We start from the raw sequence: 24430 nt of genomic DNA on the forward strand, positions 1-24430 counted from the left end.
CTTTGATTTTATACTAAAAACAGGTAATGGCCAAAACAAAAACAGCTTTTTTTTGTCAGCATTGTGGTACGCAATATGCAAAATGGGTAGGACAATGTTCCGCTTGTAAAGAATGGAATACAGTCGTAGAAGAGCTGGTTCAAAAAGAAGAAAAATCGAGTTGGAAAACGGCTTCGAATACGACAAAACAAGTGGCCAAACCACTGCTGGTAAGCGAAATAAGCAGCGAAAAAGAAATCCGATTAAACACTTTCGATTTAGAATTTAATCGCGTTTTAGGAGGTGGCCTCGTACCAGGATCCCTAACCCTTTTAGGCGGAGAGCCTGGAATTGGAAAAAGCACGCTTTTACTTCAAATTGCTTTAAAACTTCCTTACAAAACCTTATATGTCTCCGGTGAAGAAAGTCAGAAACAAATAAAAATGAGGGCTGATCGGATTCATCCTAATAGTGAAACCTGTTTAATTTTAACGGAAACAAAAACCCAAAACATCTTCAAACAAATTGAAGCAACAGCACCAGATATTGTGGTCATCGATTCTATTCAAACGCTTCATTCCGATTATATAGAATCTGCCGCTGGAAGTATTTCCCAAATTAGAGAATGTACCGCTGAACTTATAAAATTTGCCAAAGAAACCAATACCCCGGTACTATTAATTGGTCATATTACAAAAGATGGTTCTATTGCAGGTCCTAAAATTTTAGAGCATATGGTAGATTGTGTCCTTCAATTTGAAGGTGATCGCAATTACGTATATCGCATTTTACGTTCCCTTAAAAATAGGTTTGGCTCAACTTCCGAATTGGGTATTTATGAAATGAAGGGCAGTGGATTACGAGAAGTAAACAATCCGTCTGAAATATTAATTTCAAAAAATGACGAAGGCTTAAGCGGAACAGCTATCGCCTCAACGGTTGAAGGTATGCGTCCCTTAATGATTGAGATTCAGGCTTTGGTAAGCTCTGCCGTTTACGGCACACCACAACGCTCTACTACGGGTTACAATGCCAAGCGCCTAAATATGTTATTGGCGGTTTTAGAAAAAAGAGCTGGTTTTAAACTAGCAACTAAAGATGTATTTTTGAATATTACAGGAGGCATATCGGTAGATGATCCTGCTATTGATTTAGCGGTTGTTGCCGCAATATTATCTAGTAATGAAGATATGGCCATTGACAAAGGTATTTGTTTTGCCGCCGAAATTGGCCTTGCAGGAGAAATCAGGCCTGTTCAACGCGTTGAGCAACGAATATTGGAAGCGGAAAAATTGGGCTTTCATACCATCTTTGTGTCTAAAAACAATAAAATTACCTTGAAAAACGCAAAGATTAAAATTCAATTAGCGGGAAAAATTGAACATGTTGCAGAAAACTTGTTTGGCTAAAACCTCATCTTAATTGGCTATTATTGTAAAACCTATACATAAAATTTAAAACCATGAAAAAACTACACATTCTGTGCCTCATTATTTTAGTTGCCTCTGGCTGCAAAGATCTAGCGAAAGAAACCAGTACTACTCATACTAACATCGAGACTGATTATTTAAGCTTTCAGAACCGAGACGACCAATTTACGGGCGGCATTAAAATGATTCCTATTACCACTGATAAAGGTACCTTCAAGGTTTGGACTAAAACCGTAGGAAACAACCCAACTAAAAAAGTGCTTTTATTACACGGTGGACCCGGTATGACGCATGAAATTTACGAATGTGCAGATGGTTATTTTCCTCAAGAAAGTATTGAATACATTTATTATGACCAACTGGGGTCTTATTATAGTGACCAACCAGACGATTTAAGTTTATGGAATACAGCTCGTTTTGTTGAAGAAGTTGAACAAGTTCGAAAGGCCTTAGAACTAGATAATACCAATTTTTATCTTTTAGGACAGTCTTGGGGAGGAATTTTAGCCATGGAATATGCTTTAAAATATCAGAAAAATTTAAAAGGATTAATTATTTCAAATATGATGTCTAGTATTCCTGAATATAATACCTATGCCCAAGAAGTTTTAGGCCCACAATTAGATCCTATAGTCTATGAAGAAATTAAGCTTTTGGAAGCAAATAATGATTTTGCTAATCCTAGGTATTCCGAACTTTTATTTGAGCATTATTATACCCAACACGTGCTGCGAATGCCAGTTGCTGAGTGGCCAGAATCAATATTAAGAACCTTTAATCACGCAAATAATCAGGTTTATGTGCACATGCAAGGCTATAGTGAATTTGGCATCACAGGAGACGCAACTTTAAAAGATTGGGATATTAAAAATCGATTAAAAGAAATTGAAGTCCCTACTTTGGTCATTGGCGCAAGGTATGACACTATGAACCCTGAACATATGGAATGGATGTCAAAAGAAGTGCAAAACGGATCTTACCTATTTTGCCCCAACGGAAGCCACCTTTCGCAATATGACGACCAGAAAAACTATTTTAGCGGCATTATTTCGTTTATCCATAACACCGACGCTATACGGTAACCAAGTAGTTGATTCATAGAAATTTATATATGCTTTAAGAACAACATGCATTTTTGTTTCTTACCGTTCAATGGCACATTGCCTTAAGGGGCCGGATTGGGTATTTCGTTATGAATAGTTTCAATTTTATTTAAAATTTCATCCGTCAAGCTAATATCAATACTAGCTATATTTTCTTCTAATTGGTGCATATTGGTTGCACCGATAATATTGCTGGTGATAAAAGGACGAGAATTCACAAAGGCCAGGGCCATTTGTGTTAGACTCAAATCGTAGTCTTGTGCCAGTTTATAATAGTTTTGGGTAGCTGCAACCGCCGTTTTTCCGCTGTAGCGTTTGTAATTTGGAAATAGTTTTAGACGTGAATTATCAGGTAGCCTTTCCCCTAAATATTTTCCACTTAACACACCAAAAGCTAAAGGAGAATAGGCCAATAGCCCTATATTTTCTCGATGTGAAATTTCTGCCATTCCTATTTCGTATTCTCTATTGAGTAAATTATAAGAATTTTGAACCGTGATCATCCGGGGCAACCCTGCGTGCACTTTACTTTCTTCCAAAAAACGCATGGTACCCCAAGGTGTTTCATTAGATAAACCTACATGCCTAATTTTCCCTTCCTGAACTAAATCTCTTAAGGTTTCTAATACTTGATGTATATTATCTTCCCAAAAGTCTGAGGCATCATACACATAGCCTCGTTGTCCAAAAAAATTAGTTTTACGCTCTGGCCAATGCAATTGATATAGATCGATATAATCAGTTTGTAAACGCTCTAAACTACCTTCAACCGCTGATATTAAAGCGTCTTTTTGGAACCCTGTGGTTCTAATAAATTTAGTCATATCAGCCTTACCTGCAATTTTTGAAGCTAAGATAACTTTATCCCTATTTTGATTTTTCTGAAACCAAGAACCAATAATTTTTTCCGTATTAGAATGTCTTTCCGCACTTGCAGGAATTGAATATAGCTCCGCTGTATCAAAGAAATTTACGCCTTGGTCTAAGGCATAATTCATTTGCTCATGGCCCTCTGCTTCCGTGTTTTGGTTTCCCCAAGTCATGGTGCCTAAACAAATTTTACTTACTTCAATATCCGTATGTGGTAAGGTGGTCAATTCCATAAAATGAGTCAAAAAATTAGAAGTACAAATTTAAGAATATTCTCATCTATACATTTCTCTAATGCGTTATTTATTAATGCAATTCAATTAAAATAGGACAATGATCGCTATGTTTTGCTTCTGATAAAATCACAGAACGTTTAAGCCTATTTTCTAGGGCTTGGCTTACTAAAGCGTAATCTAAACGCCATCCTTTATTATTATTTCGTGCATTAGCTCTATAGCTCCACCAAGTATAATGATTGGGTTCTTGATTAAACACTCGAAAACTATCAATAAACCCATTGTCCATAAAACTGCCTATCCATGCTCGTTCTGCAGGTAAAAAGCCCGAGGTATTTTTAAGTCCGACTGGGTTATGAATATCAATAGCTTCGTGACAAATATTATAATCGCCTAAGATCACTAAATTAGGGTGTGTTTCTTTTAATTGATCAATGTAGTCTTGAAAATCAGCCATATATTGAAACTTAAAATCTAGCCGATCTAAATTTGTTCCTGAGGGTAAATACATGCTCATGATTGAAACGCCATTAAAATCTGCGCGAATATTTCTACCTTCAAAATCCATGTAATCAATACCGGTTCCAAACTCTACATGATCCGGTTTTTCTTTGGATAAAATCGCCACACCGCTGTACCCTTTTTTTTGTGCACTATACCAATAATGGTATTTGTAGCCTGCATCTTCAAATAAAGTAAGTTCTAATTGATCTTCCTGCGCCTTTATTTCTTGAAGACAAATCACATCAGGATTAACCGTTTGCAGCCAGTCTAAAAAGCCTTTTTTTAAGGCCGCCCTAATTCCGTTGACATTATAGGAAACAATTTTCATTCTAATTTTTTTTCGAAATTAAGGAATGTTTGGCATACAAGGCAAACCACAGTAAATTTATATCGCCTGTTTTTCAAGTCATATCGACTATATCTTATTACTTTTGCAAGCTTAATATATCATATGACAGATCGTATCTTAATGACTCTTTTTGTATTGGGTATGAATACTTTTGTTTTAGGACAAAACCCGATTAAAAAAGACAGCATCACCAATCTCGAAGAGGTAATTGTCCTAGAATCTATACTCACCAAAAAAGCGGAGGGCATCACACCCTCGGATCTTATCGGTGCAAAAATATTTGAAAATTATAGCCCTATTGACGCTGTTTCAGCTATCAATCAAATTCCTGGAGTCTATGTCCTTTCTGGTGCCTTAAACACCAATCGAATTACAATTCGCGGTATTGGCGCTCGGACCTTATTTGGTACCGATAAATTGCGCTTATACTATAACGAAATCCCCATTACAAACGGCTCTGGTTTCTCCTCTATTGAAGCTTTTGATTTAGAAAGTTTACATCAGATTGAAGTCGTAAAAGGCCCAAAAGCTACAAGTTTTGGCAGTAATTTGGGTGGTGCAATGTTGTTGCAATCGAAAGAAGCCTTAGGCAATTCAACGAACTTTAATAACAACTTCACTGTTGGATCCTACAATTTATTGAAGAATAGTTTTTCTTTCTCTCATACCGATAAAAAGCTCTCCTTAAGTTTAAATTACGATCACATAGCCACAGATGGCTATAGAGAAAATAACAGCTTTGAGCGTGATGCTTTACTCTTAAATGCTTCTTATCGTTTTAGCCAAAAAAGTACCTTAGGCTTACTGGTTAATTATGTGGATTACACGGCTCAAATTCCCAGCTCTTTAGGAATCACAGCTTTTACAGAAAATCCAAAGCAGGCGGCCTTTACTTGGAAATCCGCCCAAGGTTTCGAAGCAAATAAATATAATTTGGTTGGGGTTTTTCACAACTACCGTTTTAATGAAAAAATAAAAAATTCAACCAGTATTTTTTATACCTATTTAGACCATTATGAACCTAGGCCCTTCGGTATTTTGGATGAATTTACAAATGGTTTCGGATTTAGAACTCGTTTTTATGGGGATATTACCCTTTTTTCTAAAACAAGCTCGTACTCCTTCGGGTCAGAACTTTATAAAGACGAATACAATTGGAGTGAATTTGAAAACCTTTACCAAGAAAATAACGGGAATGGCAGTCTACAAGGTGCTATTTTCGCCAAAAACAAAGAGTTTAGAACTCAATTAAACAACTTTGCTACACTGTTGATTCCTTTCGATGCCCATTTTAGTGCGCAGTTTGGTGTAAATATGAACAACACAAGCTATAATTATAGGGACTTATTTAATGAGCTAAACAACAAAAGTGCGCGTCGTGATTTTAAAACTATTGTATTACCGAGTTTTACCTTGAACTATTCATTTTTGGAAAACCAAGTAGTATATACCAATATAAGTCGAGGCTACTCTAACCCAACTTTAGAAGAAACCTTAACGCCAAGTGGCGTTATTAATCCAGATATTGAACAAGAAACTGGGATGAATTACGAAGTAGGTACTACGCTACATCTAGCGAATAAAAAGCTAATGGTAAATGCTGCGATCTATCAAATGAATGTTAAAAATTTATTGGTGGCACAACGGGTGGGTGATGATCAATTTGTGGGAAAAAATGCCGGTAAAACTAAACATCAAGGACTTGAAGTTGCCGCAAATTACAAACTCGATATTTCGTCAAACCTAAGTCTAAGCCCTTTTGTAAACTATACTTTTAACCATCATAATTTTGTTGATTATATAGATGGTGAGAACGACTTTTCGGGCAACGAATTAACAGGTGTTCCCAAGCACCGGCTTAGTTCTGGATTACAACTTAGTTTTTTAGGCGATTTTTACTGGAATACCGTACATCAGTATGTGGGCGCTATTCCCCTTACGGATGCGAATACCCTGTATAGTGAAGCTTTTTCTATTTTTAATACAAAAATGGGCTATCAAAAAAAATTAAGTAGCAACTTTTCAATCCATGCCCAAGTAGGTGTTAATAACCTTTTTAACCTGCGTTATGCACAATCTGTTTTAATCAACACTCAAGCCTTTGGAGGTGCAGAGCCGCGTTACTATTACCCAGGTAATGATCGAAATTATTATACAAGCTTGCAGCTGAGGTATACCTTGTAAGATTTAACAATGTTCAGGCCCCATGTAAAGCATAGGTTATATCTAAACATCGCAAAGACGACTAAAAACGAGGATTCCACCTATACTTATATTAAAAAAGGCTTGTGAAGTAACTTCACAAGCCTTTTTTAATTCTATACTTATGAAAATTACATTTTCATCAACCACTGCTTCATATCTACTTGCTTGCCAATAATAGTTTTTAAATCGCTAATGGCTATACGCTCTTGTTCCATGGTATCTCGATGGCGAATCGTCACCGTTTTATCTTCTAAAGACTGATGATCAACGGTAATACAAAAAGGAGTTCCGTTGGCGTCTTGCCTTCTATAGCGGCGCCCTACAGCATCTTTTTCATCGTAAGCTACACTAAAATCCCACTTTAAATCTTCTACAATTTCAGTAGCTAATTCTGGCAACCCATCTTTTTTAACTAAAGGTAAAATAGCAGCTTTTGTTGGGGCTAATACCGATGGCAATTTTAAAACCGTTCTAGTGGTACCATTTTCTAATTCCTCTTCTTGTAATGAATTTGAAAAAACGGCTAGAAACATACGGTCTAAACCTATGGAGGTTTCTACTACATACGGTACATAATTTTTTTGCAAGTCATTATCAAAATACTGTAATTTTTTTCCTGAATGTTTTTCGTGCTGTGATAAATCAAAATCAGTTCTAGAATGTATGCCTTCTAGCTCTTTAAAACCAAATGGAAATTTAAACTCAATATCAGCAGCGGCATCGGCATAGTGTGCTAATTTTTCATGATCGTGAAAACGATAGTTTTCTGCACCCATTCCTAATGACAAGTGCCATTTCATACGGGTTTCTTTCCATTTTTCGTACCACTCTTGTTGGGTGCCTGGCTGAATAAAAAATTGCATTTCCATTTGTTCAAATTCGCGTTGGCGGAAGATAAACTGTCTGGCCACAATCTCGTTACGAAAGGCTTTACCCACTTGGGCAATTCCAAACGGAATTTTCATTCGACCTGTTTTTTGAACGTTTAAGAAGTTTACAAAAATACCTTGTGCGGTTTCAGGGCGCAGGTATAAATCCATAGCACTATCAGCAGAAGCGCCTATTTTGGTGCCGAACATTAAATTAAACTGTTTTACATCAGTCCAATTTTTTGAGCCTGAAATAGGGCACACAATGTCTAATTCGTCAATTAAATTACGTACGTCTTGTAGGTCCTCACGTTCTAAAGATTTTCCTAGACGTTGTAAGGCAGTATCAATTTTTTCTTGATAGGCTACAACTCTTGGATTCGTCGCTAAAAATTGAGCTTTATCAAAAGCCTCACCAAAACGTTTTTCAGCTTTAGTTACTTCTTTCTCTATTTTAGCTTCTATTTTAGCTGCGTAATCTTCAACCAATACATCGGCACGGTATCTTTTTTTAGAATCTTTATTATCGATAAGGGGATCGTTAAAAGCATCTACGTGGCCAGAGGCTTTCCAAACGGTAGGGTGCATAAATATTGCCGAATCAATCCCTACAATATTATCATTCATTTGAACCATGGCTTTCCACCAGTATTCTCTAATATTTTTTTTGAGTTCTGCGCCATTTTGTGCATAGTCATACACGGCACTTAATCCGTCGTAAATTTCGCTTGATTGAAAAACATATCCATACTCCTTGGCATGAGATATTACTTTTTTAAATTGATCTTCTTGATTTACCATGGGGCAAAAATAGAATATTACCCTAAAATGAAATAATTTATTTCAATTGAAATTCAGAACTAGTAAGTAATTTTTCGTTTTCAAAAACATTGAGGGTGTAGGTACCCGATGGTAAAGAACCTTCAGGAATCGTAATAGATTCACAAACGCCTATTTTTTCTCCTTTAAAGACAAAAACTACACGTTTGCTATAGGTGTTTCCATTGACGTTAATGGTAGTTGCATTATCTGCAATTATGGCTTTATTAGGGTCCAGAAATTGTAGGTAAAGTACTTTATCTTCTTTAATAATATTCAAATCTTCCTGAATCGTTACACAGCCTTTTAAACGCGAAATAGTAGATGCTTTATTGGTTTGTATAGCACTACTACCTCTAATTCTAAAACCGGAGCCTTCTGGGTCTTCCAGTCTTAAGTAACTTTTAATTTTTAACTCTTCACTTATTTTTTTATTTTGTCTTCTTAAGTTGGCCTCTAATACTTCTAACGAAGCTGTTTTATTTTCAAGATTTTCCATCCTATTTTTGGTCTCATTGTATTTATCAGCTAAAATAGAATTATTGTAACGTAAGGAGTTATTTTTAAGTTTTAAACTATCGAGCCTGAGTTCCATAGTACGTAACTCTTTTTTATATTCTCTTAATTTAGTAATATCGAAATTTAACCTCCCAATAGAATCTTCAAGTTGTTGTAATTTATAGTTTGAAGCTTGCATTTCTAGATCGTTAATTTCATTCGCAACAGATAAGCGATCAACTTCGGCCTTCATAAGGCTAAGGTCTTTCACTAAAATTTGTTTTTGATCTTCTAAGAATTCAATTTTATTTTTTGATTGGGCATTGTTATAATAGAATGCAATTAAAATACCTATGACTAATGCAAGTAAGGCCGCTAGCAGTATTTTATAATTGAATTTAGTATCTTGAGAACTCATTTAGGCTAAGTAGGTTTTTTATGCTTATTCTTTATTCTGTTTTAAATGTACGTACAATTATCAAAGATACTAAATGACATTAACAGCATCCTAGTACCTAAGGGGTGTTTTGGATGTAATGTGCGTTTAAATCGAGGAGAGAAGTTGTTATGTACCGTTTGTCGAAACCAAATACCGCTTACCGATTACAATTATAACGAAGAAAACCACTTCGATAGTATTTTCTATGGCAGAGTTCCCATAAAAAAAGCAAGTTCATTCTTATTCTTTACGGAAAACGGTACGGTAAAAAATCTAATACATCATTTAAAATATAAAAATCAGGAAATAGTCGGTGAATTTTTAGGTGATTGGTGCGGATTAGTACTTAAGGATGATCCCCATCTCCAAAACATACATATTGATCTTGTTTTTCCTGTACCCTTACACAAAAACAAACTAAGAAAAAGAGGCTATAATCAAGTCTCACTTTTTGGAAAACGAATTGCACATCACTTAAGTACTAATTTTTATGAGGATGTGCTTATAAAAAATCAAAACACAAAAACACAAACCAAAAAAGATCGTTTTTTTAGATGGCAGAGTAATCAAGGTTTATACTCTTTGAATAAAAAGTATTCGCTTGCCCACAAAAAAATTCTTTTACTTGACGACGTGGTCACCACTGGTGCCACACTTGAGGCATGCACCAAAGAGCTTAATACCATCGAAGGTATTACTATATACATACTGACCATGGCAATGGTGCGTAAAAGTTAACATTTCGTTTAAGTTTTTCGTTCCGTTCTAAACTATAGTTTTACCAAAATAATTGTTTCTTTGTGCTTTAGACTCTTAGGTATATTATGATCAGACGCATATTAGCTTTTATATTTTTAGTACTTGCCACTTTTTCATTTTATCAATGTGGTAGAAAAGGAACTCCTACCGGTGGTATCAAAGATATTATTCCTCCTAAATTAGAAGAAGCGCAGCCCGCCCAAATGACCACCAATTTTAAAGCTGATAAAATTAGACTGTATTTTGATGAATATATAAAATTAAAGAAAGTACAGGAACAGTTGATCATATCACCACCGCTAAAAAACACACCAATTATTACTCCAGCTGGTACTCCCAGCAAATATGTAGAAATTAAACTTAAAGATACCTTAAGGGAAAACACCACCTACACCTTTAATTTCGGCCAGAGTATTATTGATAATAATGAAGAAAATCCGAATAGCTTTTTAACCTATGTATTTTCTACTGGCGATTATATCGATTCTTTGCAATTAAAAGGAGTAGTTGAAAATGCTTTTGAAAAAGATACAGAGACCTTTGTTAGTGTGATGCTTTACGAGATCGATAGCACCTATAATGACTCAACAATTTATAAAAAACCACCTACCTATATCACCAATACATTAGACAGTACTGTGTTTTTTACCTTGAATTACTTAAAAAAAGGAAGCTATGCGCTATTTGGCTTAAAAGACAATAACAAGAATAACTTATTTGACCAAAAGTTAGATAAGATTGCTTTTTTGAAAGATACCATAACATTGCCTACTGAAGAAACCTATCTACTCACCCTATTTCAAGAGAAACCTAATTACAGTATCTCAGTACCTAAATATGAAGCTAAGAATAAAATTATATTTGGGTATCAAGGCGATAGTAGAGATATTACGATAGAAAACTTAAGTGTTTTACCTGATAGTGTTCAGACTATTATCACCAAAGAGCGAGAAAAAGACACCTTAAATTATTGGTTTACGCCTTTTGCAGCGGACTCACTTATATTTACAGTGGCGAATGAAAGACTTAAACTCAAAGACACTTTTGTACTTAAAACGAGAAAATTAGCCTTAGACTCTTTAATCCTTAAGCCTAGTGTCTCAGGGGCCATAGGTTTTGAAGAAACCTTTTCGATTTTAGCAAATACACCTATTGTTAAAACCAATCCGAGCAACCTACAATTAATGAATAAAGATTCTCTAGCGATTGATTTTACCACAAGCTTAGATACCTTGAATAATAGTTTGAAGGTCGCCTTTAATAAAGTGGAAAGCGAGCAATATAAATTGACTATTTTTCCAAACTTGATAGAAGACTTTTTTGGGCATACCAACGACACTGTGGTGTATAACCTAAAGACCAATAAATACTCGGACTACGGTAATTTTGAGTTATCCCTTAGTGGAAATATTACGTATCCAGTCATCATTCAACTTACTGATGATAAAGCGAAAGAAATAAAAAGAGAACTGTATGCTACAGAACCCAAAAGCTTTAAGTTTAATCACCTAAATCCAGGGAAATATAGTATTCGAGTAATTTTTGACAGCAATAAAAATGAAAAATGGGACACAGGAGATTACCTACAAAAAATACAACCCGAACGTGTCAGTTATGCTCCTAAACCCATAGACATGAGGGCTAATTGGGAAGAAAAATATGAATTTATATTGTTAGACTAAAATCATCCTTATCCTCTAGAAATTTCAGTTTATTTCTAGTGGTTTCTATATGTTCTTTGTATAAGCTAATCGTTTTAATTTCTTCTTTCTTAGAAAACACTAATTCATTCCCCAATACGTCATATACTGCAGAATGACTGGGATACTCGTGGCCTAAATCATCAGTACCTACTCTATTTACACCAATACAATACGCCATATTTTCAATGGCCCTTGCTTGTAAAAGAATATCCCAAGCATTAATTCTTGGTTTTGGCCAATTGGCAACATATAACAACACATCGTAGTTTTCCGTATTTCTTGCCCAAACAGGAAATCGTAAATCATAACAAATTAAAGGGCAAATAGTAAAGCCTTTATAATTTATCATAATTTTAGTGCTTCCTGCACGATATGCATCACTTTCACCCGCTAATGTAAAGGTGTGTCGTTTATCATAAAACACAATTTCAGCATTTGGTGCAACAAAAAATAAGCGATTGTAATACGTACCATTTTCGTAAAAAGCTAAGCTACCTGTAATGGCCACTTTTTTGCTACTAGCTATCTTTTGCATCCAAGCCACCGTTTTCTCACCTTCTGAAGGCAATATTTTCTCCGGATGCATCGTAAAACCTGTAGTAAACATTTCGGGAAGTACAATTAAATCAGTAGCTATTGAGATGGCATTGATTTTCTCAAGGAGCAGTTCTCTATTTAAGGATGGGTTCTCCCAATAAATAGAGGTTTGTACCAAGGAAACTGTTAGTTTTTCAGACATTCCTACTTATTAGATGCTAGTAAATCAATTAATGAAGGCATACCTTGCATTTTCGCATGATCTAAAGCTGTTTTACCCCTTACATCCTTCAGTGACCTATCGGCACCGTTTGCTATTAGTAATTTAGCAATTTCAAGACGATTAAAGGTCGCGGCATAAATTAAACTAGAAGCACCCATGGTATTTTGTTCATTAATATTTGCTCCCTTCTCAATTAATAATTTAGCAATATCATCAAAACCTTTAAAACAAACGCCCATTAATGCGGTATTTCCGGTGGCATCTTTTGCATCTAATCGTGCGCCACTCTCTAACAGTAATTTTGTGATTTCGATTTGATCGTAATAGGTGGCTAGCAATAATGGCGTTGAACCTCTCTGGTCTTTACTGTTTAAAAGCACAGGATTTTGTTTTAGCATTGCTGTCACTTCAGCAACATTGCCATTTCTTATCTCATTAAAAAAAAATTCGTTCATAGCGCTATGCTTTCTTCTGTTGTGATATAAAAGTAAAAAGAAACTGCTTCATCTCAACGAGATATAACAGTTTCTTTTTAAAATAAAAGTTAGGTTAAATAGTACTAGGAATTTACGCCAAGTCAAAACGATCAAGGTTCATTACCTTCGTCCAAGCAGCTACAAATTCACTTACAAATTTACCTTTCGCATCATCAGAAGCGTACACTTCAGCAAGTGCTCTTAATTCTGAATTGGATCCAAAAATTAAATCAACACGAGTTCCTGCCCATTTTACTGCTCCAGTTTTTCTATGTAAACCAGCGAACACATCATCAGCATCGCTCGTTGCTTCCCATTTTGTACTTAAATCTAAAATATGAACAAAGAAATCATTAGATAAGACCCCTGGTTGATCGGTAAAAACACCATGTCTTGACTGATTGTAATTGGTGTCAAGCACGCGTAGCCCACCTATTAAAACTGTCATCTCTGGCACTGTCAAGGTCATAAGTTGTGCCTTATCCACCAACATTTCCTCTGCAGATAAATTATATTTTTGTTTCATGTAGTTTCTAAAACCATCAGCTGCCGGTTCTAAGACTGCAAAGCTATCTACATCCGTTTGTTCTTGTGTGGCATCTGTTCTACCCGCAGAGAATGGAATGGTTACTGGCTGCCCTGCTTTTTTAGCAGCTTGTTCCACACCAACATTACCAGCCAATACAATTAAATCGGCCAAAGAAACTTTTTTAGTTCCAGTTTGAGACTCATTAAATTTCTTCTGAATATCCTCTAAGACACTTAAAACCTTAGCCAATTGAGTAGGGTTGTTCACCTCCCAATTTTTTTGTGGCTCTAAGCGAATTCGGGCTCCATTGGCTCCACCTCGTTTGTCAGAACCTCTAAACGTTGAAGCTGATGCCCAAGCAGTACCGACTAGTTCGGAAACTGAAAGTCCTGTGGCAGCAATTTTTTCTTTTAATGTTTTAAGATCTGCATCAGTTACCAAATCATGATTTAAAGCAGGAATGGGATCTTGCCAAATTAATTCCTCTTTTGGAACTTCTGGTCCTAGATACCTAGATACAGGTCCCATATCTCTATGCGTTAATTTATACCAAGCTCTAGCGAAAGCATCTTTAAAAGCCTCAGGATTTTCATAGAAATGTCTGGATACTTTTTCATAAGCTGGATCTGCCTTCATAGAAAGATCGGTTGTTAACATAAAGGGTTGATGCCTAAGGTCGGTGTCATGTGCGTCTGGTACTGTTCCTGCACCTGCATTATTTTTTGGCTTCCATTGATGTGCACCAGCTGGGCTTTTCGTTAACTCCCATTCAAACTCAAATAAATGCTTAAAATAATCATGGCTCCATTTGGTAGGAGTAGTTGTCCAAGCGCCTTCAAGACCACTGGTTATGGTATCTTTGCCAACACCCGATTTAAAGTTGTTTTTCCAGCCCATGCTTTGTTCAACAATACCTGCACCTGCTGGTTCTGCTTCAACGTATTGCACAGGATCGGCAGCACCATGGGTTTTTCCAAAAGTATGTCCCCCTGCAATTAAAGCTACGGTTTCTTCATCATTCATCGCCATTCTACCAAAAGTTTCACGAATGTCATAGGCGGCAGCCAATGGATCTGGCTTACCTTCTGGACCTTCTGGATTTACATAAATCAGCCCCATGTGCGATGCCGCAAGTGGATTTTCAAGTTCGCGCTCACCAGAGTATCGTTTATCCGAACCCATCCATTCTGCTTCTGAACCCCAGTACACGTCTTGTTCTGGTTCCCAGATATCTTCACGACCACCAGCAAAACCGTAGGTTTCAAACCCCATAGATTCTAATGCACAATTTCCTGCAAGAATCATTAAATCTGCCCATGAAAGTTTATTCCCATATTTTTGTTTTATGGGCCATAGCAACAAACGCGCTTTATCTAAATTGGCATTATCAGGCCAGCTATTGAGAGGTGCAAAACGTTGAGAGCCTGAACCAGCACCACCACGACCATCAGAAATTCTATAAGTTCCCGCGCTATGCCATGTCATTCTAATAAAAAATGGCCCATAATGTCCGTAATCGGCAGGCCACCAATCTTGGGAATTCGTCATTAACTCGAAAAGATCTTTTTTAACTGCAGCTAAATCTAGAGATTTAAAGGCCTCAGCATAATTAAAATCTTTCTCCATAGGACTTGACAAAGAAGAGTTTTGCCTAAGAATATTTAACTTTAATTGATTTGGCCACCAATCTCGGTTTGTAGTACCACCGCCCGCTGCTTGATTCACAACGCCACCCATAAAAGGGCATTTATTTGCTTCGTTTACATCCCATACTTTACCATGAGTTGATCCGTTTGAATGTGTATTATTGTCCATATTTTTTATTTTAACCTTATAAAGGAAATCAAATTTTATGATTTTTAATAATAGTTTTTATCTATATATTTTATGTATTGATAGTTATGCTCTATAGTTTTAGCTACTAACCTCTGTTAGGCTCAGTTTTAAACTACTTATTTTCTTTCTTTTAATTCATTTAACTTGCGAAAATTATAAGTGTTTTCTTACTATTAAAAAAAATAAAATTATCTTTGCTGCGCTATTACCGGCATCCATACTGTCGAAAATTAAATATTTTAATTTTCATTTTAGTATTTTATTAAAAATCCGCTGCACATCTTTTTTCGAAATTTTATGGTTAGGTGTTTTTAAATTTGCTTTTAGCAGTTCGTATTGTTTTTAAAATCTAAAAAAATGAGTATCACAGCTCAAAAATTGAAAGGGGTATTATTTAAACCATAAGAGGTATAACGAATAAAAACAAACCTGTACATTGCACAGGTATTTTAAAAAAAAATTAGAATTAAATTATGTCTAGATTTAAGAGTATTTGCATTATTGATGACGATCCCATATGTGTTTTTGGTATTAGGAAAATGATTGAGCAAGTTAATTTTTTTAATGATATTACAGTGTACTCCAATGGTCTAGAAGCCATACAAGATTTTAAGAAAAAATTGGATGAAAATTTAATTTTGCCAAGCACCATCTTTTTAGACTTAAACATGCCTATCATGGATGGATGGGATTTTTTGGAGGATTTTAAAAAAATTCCATTAGAGGACAGAAAAAATGTTCAGATTCATATTGTAAGTTCGTCGGTTGATTCAAGAGATTTTACAAGAGCAAATGGCTACAAAGAAGTAAATAATTTTTTTACAAAACCAATTACAAAAGAAAATATCGATAGGGTTGTCGAAGAAATTCATTTATCGTAAAAATGAAATAATTATAGATTATAGCGTATGAACTCGTTTCTCAAAGAACTAAAAATTAATTCAGGTTTCATTAAAGACACGCCAGTTCCAATAGCAACGCTAGATGAAAATTTAATTTTTCTATCTCACTCCAACCTCTTTTCCGAAAACCACCAACTAGGTACATCAGATATTAATGGATCCTATTTCTTTGATGTACTCCAGGATGTTCCAGCTAATTTTAAAGGCATATTCGACAATTGTTTACAGGGAATACCGTCTCAAAACGATGGTAAAAAATTTATTTTAAACGATGGTAAAGTCCTTTGGTTAAAATGGAAAATAAACCCTTGGAAAAAGGATAATGATACTGTTGTTGGTTTAGTACTAATTTTAGAAAACATTACAGAAAAAAAGGTTATCGATGAGTTGACGCGAGAAGCCCAAGAAGTTTCAAGAACAGGTGGCTGGCAGGTTAACCTATTAACAAAAAAAACACTTTGGACTCCAATGGTGAATAGTATTCATGAAATGCCATTGACCTATACGCCTCAAACTTTTGAAGACAACTTCATTCATTTTAAAGAAGGTGAACATAGAAATAGGATAATTAATGCCGCTGAACGTGCCATTGAACTTGGAACGCCTTGGGATGAAGAGGTTATTGTTACGACAGGAACTGGACAGCAAATTTGGGTGCGCACTAAAGGCAGGGCTGAGTTTATTAACGGGGAATGTGTTCGTATTTATGGTATTTGTCAAGACATAGATATTTATAAAAATGCGCAACTAGAGTATAGAAAATCTACAGAATTATTAAGAAATGCTATTACTGCCTCACAAGTTGGCACCTGGGAATATAACATCGCTAATGGTGAAACCGTTTGGGACGACATGAATTGTCAACTGTATGGAGTAGATAAAAAAAAATTAACAAACAGCCTCTATCGCATCTGGAAAAACAGGTTACATCCAGAAGATTTAGAAAGAGTCATCAAGGAGGCAACTTTAGTTTATAACGGGAAAAAAAAGGGTAGCGTGGAGTACAGGATAATCTTGGACGATGGTACTATTCGATTTTTAAAATCGACAGTAACTTTTGTGTCAGATGTTAAAAGTACTACTCAAAAAGCAATTGGTATCACCCAAGATGTAACAGTTGAAAAGATCGCGGAGAAACAGCTAAAAGAATTTGCACAAATTACTACCGAACAAAACAACAGCCTAACCAATTTTGCGCATATGGTATCGCACGACTTACGGTCACACGCTACAAATTTATCGGTTCTCACCTCATTTTTAGAAGATGAAAAAGATGAAAATGAAAAAAAGCAAATCTTAACAATGTTAAAAAATGCAACAGAAAGCCTTAATAGTACCGTTTTTAATTTAAACGAAGTAGTACTAGCTACAGATACGAATTTAAGTAACAAAATGGTGGGCATTAATTTGCTAGATGCTATTTACAGCGTACAAAATAACATATCAGTCTTGTTATTAGACAAAAAAGGACAGTGTATCATCGATGTTGATCCAGAACAAGTAATAAAAGTAGTTCCTGCTTATTTAGACAGTATTTTATTAAATTTATTCACAAATAGCCTAAAATATAGTTCAGCTTCAAGAAATCCTGTGATTAAAATTACAACTCAACAAGAAAATAGTGAGTTAGTAGTAACATTTTCTGACAATGGTAAAGGTATTGATATCGAAAAATTTGGAGGCTCTATTTTTGGAATGAATAAAACATTTCATCGAAATAAAGATGCTAGGGGGGTTGGGCTTTATATTACGAAAAATCAGATAAATGCCATGGGAGGAAGCATTTCTGTAGAAAGTAAGGTTAATGTGGGTACGACCTTTATATTGAGGTTTAAAATATAAATTGATTAAAATGGGAAAGATGTTTGAAAATATTTATATGATTGATGATGACCCTATTTACCTATTTCTAGCAAAAAAACTATTTATAGAACAAAAATTTTCTCAGAACATTAAAACTTTTGAAAACGGGAAAATTGCGATTGAAAGCTTGCTTAACAGTCAAAATTTAAAAGAAAATTTACCTGACATCATTTTTTTAGATCTAAACATGCCTTTGATGAATGGCTGGGAGTTTTTAGATAGTTTGAATGCTGCACCCATCCCAAATAAGGAAAATATTACAATTATAGTCATGAGCTCATCTATTAACCCTATGGAGATTGATATGATCAAATCTTATCCTGTAGTGCAAGACTACATTGTAAAACCCTTAACGCCAGCAGATTTACAAAAACTATTAGCTTTTTGATATAACACGCAACAATTAACGAATTTTTGGAGTAAAGTTTTCAGGTGCATTTTGTGGTAAATTAATAGTACCCGAATCCCCGGTATCATTATAGATTTCCCATTCATTAAACGTATATGTAGGATTCCCAAATTCAATCGCTGATTTTCGTAAGGCACGACCATCTTCAAACTCATGATTAGTACCTGAACCATCTTCTCCTATAATTCCAAAAACATCAATGTCATTTCCAAAAGGGTCTACTAAAACAAAGTTATCATCGCCATTAGAATTGGCAGCACTGTTAGATCCCCCAACCAAATCAGGCAAAAACCCATACCTTGCTTCAAAAACTAAACTGTTTGCTGCAATAACTAGTGTGCTTTGAGCATTAATCACGAAGTCTGATAAATCTAAGCTATTACTCACTTCTGTATTTTCGTTCGTATACCTATTTAACCTCCAACCCTTTAAACTTAATGGGCTTTGGTCCGAATTGTACAACTCAATAAAGCGGGCATCGGCATCGTTATCGGGATCTGCAATTTCTGAAATCAATATTCGATTTGAGGTAAATTCATCGACCACATCCTCACAACGTTCTTGAATAAAGTTTAAATCACTTTGATTATTTACGACTAGAAAATACGCATCATTTTCTTTTTGCAGTAAAGCGCTCACCGTTCCACTCTTATTTGGCAGTATCATGGCTTGAAAATCGGAAAAACCACTATTTAAAAGGTTTATTTCTAAATCATCACAGGCGATCAAGGTGCGTTGTGTGGCTTCCCGATCCAGGGCAAAAGGTTGCCCCAATTCTTCTTCCACAAATTCTAAGCGATTTAGTGCTACCCATGTGTTTAAATAAGTATCTAAATTTTCATTCAATGAAATTTCTGTAGGAATTATAGACCTAGTTTCATCACAGGAGTTAAAGATGTGTTGCTGAACTATACTGGCGGGTAACCTACCCACAGAAGCATTCCCAAAAGAAGTAAAAACGCCACCAAGCTTATAAATACCCTTGCTTCTTCCTAAATATAAGCCCTTGAGTTTTATCAAAATTTTAGAACCCACGGGATAAAACAAATGACTGTCTCGAACATCAATTTCAATTTGAAATCCGCTTGTAGGGTTTACTGGTGTATCTTGAAAATGTAAAACACTAAAAAAGTTACCCGCTTCATCCGAAGAAATGACATAACCCTCTAAAATTAAATCTGTTTGAATTTGCAAGGTTTGATCTGTGTAAAGTGCTTTTACATCAGCATAGGTTGTATTTGCAATCATATCCGAAGTACAATCTATCTTTGGAAGATCGAAATTTCTACTGTCTACACATGAAGTTAAAAATAGTAGAACGCAGCTGATAGCAAACAATAAGGTTTGAACCTTAAAAAAAATACTAGGTTTGTGTATTACATTCATTGGACCATTTTTTAAAAACTTATGGCTAGGTTTAAAAAATACGTTCTCCCATATCCGTACCAATATTTAGGTGCAAACGAAGGATTGCCGCTTAAATTATCTTGCTGTAGTTGTCCATAGTTGCCATTTCTACTTTGCTCATAACCTCCTGTTCTAAAAACAGTATCAAACACATTATTTACACTCGCAAATACACTTACATATTTACCTGCTTTTAACCACGATTTACCGCCAATTAAATTCAATAAATAAAAATTATCTAATGGTTTTTGAGCTAGTAGTTTAGCGACGTTTTCAGAAGTTGCCTCCGGAAAGTTAAGTCCCGTTTCGGGATCTAAATAAAAGCTTTCAGTTCTGGTAATAGTAGAAATATTGGCATAATTGTTAGCCAAGTAATTCGCCGTCAAGCCCACCCACCAATACTTAGGATCTCTATAATTAATACCAAACGCAAAAGCCTGTTGTGGTCCCTGAGCTAGTTTGTAATCTTTAATAGCAGCGGGACCCAAATCAATGGAGCCTTCTAAATTGATCAAATCTTCTTCGGCACCTGCCGTGTCAAAATTTATAGCCACAGAAGGGTTACTTGCGTAGACCAGTTTATTAATTGCCCCTACAGCCGTTAATTGCACCGATGAAGATAATTGGTATTCAAAACCTATTTCTGTTCCTAAATGTAACTTATCCAAATCGGTAACTACTTCTTGAACAAAATCAGATCCTATACCCGTATCTACAAAAAAGAAATTTATATCAGTTGTATTTTGAAATCGCGTATAAAATCCTGTTATTCTTCCCGTAAGTTTTGGTAAACGCAAGTAATAATTAAGATCTACGGTAGTTATTTTTTCTGAAGCTATTTCCCCTACACTCTGGTTATTTTCCCTTGGGTTTATAAATACATTTTGTAAAATTGGCGCTTCATTCAATAAAGCTCCATTGAGTTCTAGCCAATGTCTTCCGTTTAATTTGTAGGTTGCTCCGCCCTTTATTCCAAAGTCTGAAAAGCTTAGTAATGCACTTTTACCCAATGAATTATTTAAAAAGCGTTCATTTTGAAAAATACCCTCTCTTTGGTAATGATTCGTGGTATACATAGCAGCTAAAAAGGCAGTAAGACTTTGTTTTTCATAATTCAATTGAGCAAAAGCCTCTAGTTTATCGGCAAATAATTGATAATTATAATTAAAAATAGCTCCATTACCCTTCTGAATGTCTGCATTTACATTATTTCGAGTATCGGAAAAGCTGTCTATATCTTCATGGTATTCAGCGCCTAATAAATCATTAATTTGAGCGTAATTATCAGAAATCATTTTTTGATAATTTATTCCCAAATCAAACCTTAAACTACTACTTAAGCTCATGTTAGCAGTGGTACTTATGGTAATTTGCTTGTCTTTAGATACATCATCATAAAGCAAATATGCAGCATTGGCGTTTTGATTGGCCCTATAAACTTGGTTCCAATTTAATTGAGGATTTTCTAAAAATCCCTGTTTGGCCAGATTTGCACTTATAAAATTAGCACCAATCGGGCTATTGATATAAAAGCTAGGTAAATATCGGTAATACGTTGGGTCAGGATTTGGCGCGTTGTAATAGCCCAATCTACTTCTTGAATGTATACCCGATTGATAGGATATACCCGTGGTTAATTTAAGAAAATTTGAGGTGTAAAAATGATTCAAAATAAATAGGGGCTCTGCTATTTTTCGCTCTCTAGAGTTTCTAATTTTACCATCCTGTTCACCCCAAAATGGATTGTAACGGTTCCCTATAAGATCAAAGACTTCTTCTGTAATTGCCGAGGATCGTCCTCGTCTGTTTGAAGCTACTATTCCAGTGAACAAAAAACTATTCTTTTCGTTCCACTTAAATTCTAAAGCTCCAAAAAAAGAAAATGCATCATATACTGTTCCCTCAACATACCCTTCTTTAGCCCATCTTCTAGAACCTGACACAGTATAAGCCAATTTGCTAGTATTCATAGGGGCTGTATAGGTTGCCATAAGTCTACCGCCATAGGTTCTATTCGATGCTGATGATGATAATCGAATTCCAGAGCGCATACCCGTTGGCCTAGTGATGATATCCGTAGTTCCTAAAATAGCGCCAAAATTATTGTCAGATGCTTGTAAGCCACTTGTAAACTCTTGATTTCTGGTGACATCATTTAAGCCACCCCAATTATTCCATTGCGGCCGTCCATCAAAAAATTTATTCATTGGTAAGCCATTTATGAGCACTTTGCCATTTTTTGAATCATAGCCTCTAACACGGAAAAAAGCTTGCCCAAAGTCGAACGCAGCTCTGTTTAAAAATACATCTCTTGTCGCTTGCAATAAGCCTGAGGCATTAGCGCTTATTTCGTCATCAAAAAGTTCCGTATCGGTTAAAGTAATCAAGTTATCTTTTTGTTCAAGCATACTGTCTATTTCTAAATAAAGGACTCCTAAATCGAGTACGGCTCCCGTTAAGGTTATCGGAATACGTTTAGTAATAAAATCTTTTGCGCTTATTTGCAGTATAAATTCACCTTCCAAAGCTGTTGAAATTACAAAACGACCATCAGCCATTGAATTTGTTGAAATTTGTGAGTTTTCAAGTGTAATACGGACTGAAGAAAGTACATTTTTAGACTGATGATCTACGACAATTCCCAAGATGGTTGTATTATTTTGCGAAGAAATAATACCCGGTGATAACAGAAAAAAGAAAATAAAAATTGTAGTATGCATGAAATAAAAGTGTAAGATTTTTATTTATTCATGTTCATTTTATTAACAATACAACAGCTATTATCTTACAAATTAACTTATTTTTGTGATTATATAATAATTTTTTTATTAATAAAATGAATATTGTCTTATTTCTTTTGATATACAGCGTTTCTTTCAACCTAATGGCTCAAAAGAAATCATATCAAATAAGAACCATTGCTTTCTATAATGTTGAGAATTTATTTGATATAAAAAATGACAGTTTAAGCTTCGATGATGACCGAACACCAGAAGGCAAAGATCAATGGACATTGGACCGCTACTTTAAAAAAATTGAGCAGCTCACTAAAGTAATATCAGAAATTGGCGCTGACATCCCAAAAACTTCTCCCGATATTATTGGCTTATGTGAAATAGAAAATAGAGCCGTTTTAGAAGATTTAATTCAGCATAATCATTTAAAAAATAAAGAATACGGAATAATTCATTTTGATTCTCCCGACGAACGCGGAATAGATGTTGCTTTATTGTATAAAAAGGCGGCATTTATACCCAACACTTTTAGAAGTCATCGTTTGCTGTTGTTTAATGAAGATGGCTTTAGAGATTATTCACGTGACCAACTAGTGGTTGGTGGTTTTTTAGACGATGAGCAATTTTATTTTATTGTAAATCATTGGCCTTCTCGAAGCGGCGGTGAAGCAAGAAGTAAACCCAACAGAATGGCAGCCGCTGAATTAAACAAAAGAATCATAGATTCAATTGTTAGGTTTGATGCATCCGCAAAGATTATAAGCATGGGTGATTTTAACGACGATCCCACAAGTGATAGTCTTAAAAAAATATTGAAAACTAAGGGCGAGTCTACAAATTTAGAACCTAACGACCTTTATAATCCTATGGAACGCTTGCACAAAAAAGGAATAGGTTCTTTAGCCTATAGAGATAAATGGAATTTATTTGATCAGCTTTTTTTTACCTCTAATTTGATCACTAAGCACAAGAAGACGTATTCATTTTGGCAAGCTTTTGTTTACGCTCCATCTTATTTAATTGACCCTAGTGGCAGGTTCAAAGGCTACCCCTTGCGAACCTATGCCGGAGGAAATTATGTAGGTGGCTTCAGCGACCACTTTCCTGTGTATATGTATTTGATAAAAGAATCCAAAGCCCCATAACAGCCCCCTCTAACTTCCCCAAAGGGGGAGAACTCTTTAAATTTTTAAAGATATTCCTTATTTATTTTCGTAATATATGCCATTCTCCCTTTAGGATTAGGGGGCTTTTGCTATTTTTTTAAAACCATTGACTCCAAGGCAAACGGCTTAGTATTAGTAACAAACCTATTCCGTAAAAAATGGCAATTGTTTTAAATTTTCTACTCGCTTCCATTAAATTTTTATGTTTTGACCAACCTATGGTAATAAAAACCAGGGCAAGGATGTTTATAAAGGGGTGTTCAACCGCTAATAAACGAGCAGCGGAAGTTAAGCCGCCCATACCAAATTCTTGAATTGCGCTAAATCCTCTGGCAGAAACAAAATAAAGCACCAAACCAACCAACAACTGCAGATGAGAAAGAATTAGTGCAAAAAGGCTTATTCTAAAATCTTTTTCTAAGGTAAAATCTTTTTTTCCTGTTAATCCCAAGATGGCATTTATAAGGGCTATCCCCAATATGGCAAGAACGATATAGGCTAAAAAAGAATGCAGGTTAAAAATTATTTCGTACATGGTTTTTGAATTTAGTTTGTACGTTAAAAATAGTAAATTTTAGGCATAA

19 protein-coding genes are annotated in these 24430 nt (G+C 35.3%); 9 read left to right on the forward strand and 10 right to left on the reverse strand.

The features are described from left to right. The first annotated feature begins 26 nt into the window (after nucleotides 1–26). Both radA and GQ45_RS09305 read left to right on the forward strand, forming a co-directional pair. A complete protein-coding gene (gene radA, locus GQ45_RS09300) occupies nucleotides 27–1388 on the forward strand; it encodes a DNA repair protein RadA (RefSeq protein ID WP_047417086.1) in 1362 nt (453 codons plus the stop codon). A 53-nt stretch (nucleotides 1389–1441) separates the two neighbouring features. Beyond that, the gene (locus GQ45_RS09305) at nucleotides 1442–2491 is read left to right on the forward strand and encodes a proline iminopeptidase-family hydrolase (protein WP_047417089.1); all 1050 of its coding nucleotides are present in this window, start codon (nucleotides 1442–1444) and stop codon (nucleotides 2489–2491) included. An 83-nt stretch (nucleotides 2492–2574) separates the two neighbouring features. Here the strand turns inward: GQ45_RS09305 and GQ45_RS09310 are convergent, their stop codons facing one another. Both GQ45_RS09310 and GQ45_RS09315 read right to left on the reverse strand, forming a co-directional pair. Beyond that, nucleotides 2575–3615: an aldo/keto reductase gene (locus tag GQ45_RS09310; RefSeq protein WP_047417092.1), complete on the reverse strand. Its 1041-nt coding sequence runs from the start codon at nucleotides 3613–3615 to the stop codon at nucleotides 2575–2577. A gap of 73 nt (nucleotides 3616–3688) precedes the next feature. Next, a complete protein-coding gene (locus GQ45_RS09315) occupies nucleotides 3689–4450 on the reverse strand; it encodes an exodeoxyribonuclease III (RefSeq protein ID WP_047417095.1) in 762 nt (253 codons plus the stop codon). A gap of 123 nt (nucleotides 4451–4573) precedes the next feature. Here GQ45_RS09315 and GQ45_RS09320 point away from each other — a divergent pair, with 123 nt between their 5' ends. Beyond that, complete coding sequence (locus GQ45_RS09320; RefSeq protein ID WP_047417099.1) at nucleotides 4574–6655, forward strand: TonB-dependent receptor domain-containing protein; 2082 nt, start codon at nucleotides 4574–4576, stop codon at nucleotides 6653–6655. 149 nt (nucleotides 6656–6804) lie between these two features. Here the strand turns inward: GQ45_RS09320 and GQ45_RS09325 are convergent, their stop codons facing one another. Next, complete coding sequence (locus tag GQ45_RS09325; RefSeq protein ID WP_047417103.1) at nucleotides 6805–8346, reverse strand: glycine--tRNA ligase; 1542 nt, start codon at nucleotides 8344–8346, stop codon at nucleotides 6805–6807. Between the two features lie 37 nt (nucleotides 8347–8383). Next, on the reverse strand, nucleotides 8384–9280 hold the full coding sequence (locus GQ45_RS09330) for a hypothetical protein (protein ID WP_047417106.1): 897 nt from the start codon (nucleotides 9278–9280) through the stop codon (nucleotides 8384–8386). Nucleotides 9281–9325: 45 nt separating this feature from the next. Between GQ45_RS09330 and GQ45_RS09335 the strand changes: the two genes are divergently transcribed. Both GQ45_RS09335 and GQ45_RS09340 read left to right on the forward strand, forming a co-directional pair. After that, nucleotides 9326–10039, forward strand: coding sequence for a ComF family protein (locus GQ45_RS09335; RefSeq protein ID WP_047417109.1), 714 nt, complete (start codon nucleotides 9326–9328; stop codon nucleotides 10037–10039). Between the two features lie 86 nt (nucleotides 10040–10125). Further along, nucleotides 10126–11742, forward strand: a complete 1617-nt coding sequence (locus GQ45_RS09340) for an Ig-like domain-containing protein (RefSeq protein ID WP_047417114.1) — start codon at nucleotides 10126–10128, stop codon at nucleotides 11740–11742. Here GQ45_RS09340 and GQ45_RS09345 read toward each other — a convergent pair. From GQ45_RS09345 to katG, 3 genes are all read right to left on the reverse strand, one after another. Beyond that, complete coding sequence (locus GQ45_RS09345) at nucleotides 11726–12502, reverse strand: nitrilase family protein (protein WP_047417116.1); 777 nt, start codon at nucleotides 12500–12502, stop codon at nucleotides 11726–11728. The two genes, GQ45_RS09340 and GQ45_RS09345, sit on opposite strands and share 17 nt — an antisense overlap. Nucleotides 12503–12504: 2 nt before the next feature. After that, nucleotides 12505–12978: an ankyrin repeat domain-containing protein gene (locus tag GQ45_RS09350; protein ID WP_047417119.1), complete on the reverse strand. Its 474-nt coding sequence runs from the start codon at nucleotides 12976–12978 to the stop codon at nucleotides 12505–12507. Between the two features lie 112 nt (nucleotides 12979–13090). Next, nucleotides 13091–15343: a catalase/peroxidase HPI gene (gene katG, locus GQ45_RS09355; protein WP_047417121.1), complete on the reverse strand. Its 2253-nt coding sequence runs from the start codon at nucleotides 15341–15343 to the stop codon at nucleotides 13091–13093. 494 nt (nucleotides 15344–15837) lie between these two features. On the opposite strand from katG, the gene GQ45_RS09360 reads away from it, so the two are divergent. From GQ45_RS09360 to GQ45_RS09370, 3 genes are read left to right on the forward strand one after another with little or no spacing between them, the layout of a single operon-like run. After that, a complete protein-coding gene (locus GQ45_RS09360) occupies nucleotides 15838–16245 on the forward strand; it encodes a response regulator (protein ID WP_047417126.1) in 408 nt (135 codons plus the stop codon). Nucleotides 16246–16272: 27 nt separating this feature from the next. Next, nucleotides 16273–18108 (forward strand): PAS domain-containing protein, encoded by a 1836-nt coding sequence (locus GQ45_RS17575; RefSeq protein WP_052188177.1) that lies wholly within the window; start codon nucleotides 16273–16275, stop codon nucleotides 18106–18108. Nucleotides 18109–18118: 10 nt separating this feature from the next. Further along, nucleotides 18119–18517: a response regulator gene (locus GQ45_RS09370; RefSeq protein WP_047417129.1), complete on the forward strand. Its 399-nt coding sequence runs from the start codon at nucleotides 18119–18121 to the stop codon at nucleotides 18515–18517. 15 nt (nucleotides 18518–18532) lie between these two features. Here the strand turns inward: GQ45_RS09370 and GQ45_RS09375 are convergent, their stop codons facing one another. Together GQ45_RS09375 and GQ45_RS09380 are read right to left on the reverse strand one after the other, a co-directional pair. Next, entirely contained in the window at nucleotides 18533–19924 is a 1392-nt protein-coding gene (locus GQ45_RS09375; protein WP_047417132.1) for a DUF5689 domain-containing protein, read from the reverse strand. 11 nt (nucleotides 19925–19935) lie between these two features. After that, nucleotides 19936–22665 (reverse strand): TonB-dependent receptor, encoded by a 2730-nt coding sequence (locus tag GQ45_RS09380; RefSeq protein WP_047417135.1) that lies wholly within the window; start codon nucleotides 22663–22665, stop codon nucleotides 19936–19938. 116 nt (nucleotides 22666–22781) lie between these two features. Here GQ45_RS09380 and GQ45_RS09385 point away from each other — a divergent pair, with 116 nt between their 5' ends. Next, the gene (locus GQ45_RS09385; RefSeq protein ID WP_047417137.1) at nucleotides 22782–23825 is read left to right on the forward strand and encodes an endonuclease/exonuclease/phosphatase family protein; all 1044 of its coding nucleotides are present in this window, start codon (nucleotides 22782–22784) and stop codon (nucleotides 23823–23825) included. A 118-nt stretch (nucleotides 23826–23943) separates the two neighbouring features. Here the strand turns inward: GQ45_RS09385 and GQ45_RS09390 are convergent, their stop codons facing one another. Further along, nucleotides 23944–24381: a hypothetical protein gene (locus GQ45_RS09390; protein ID WP_047417140.1), complete on the reverse strand. Its 438-nt coding sequence runs from the start codon at nucleotides 24379–24381 to the stop codon at nucleotides 23944–23946. Nucleotides 24382–24430 lie beyond the last annotated feature (49 nt).

The sequence above is a fragment of the Cellulophaga sp. Hel_I_12 genome (assembly GCF_000799565.1).
Lineage (GTDB): Bacteria > Bacteroidota > Bacteroidia > Flavobacteriales > Flavobacteriaceae > Cellulophaga.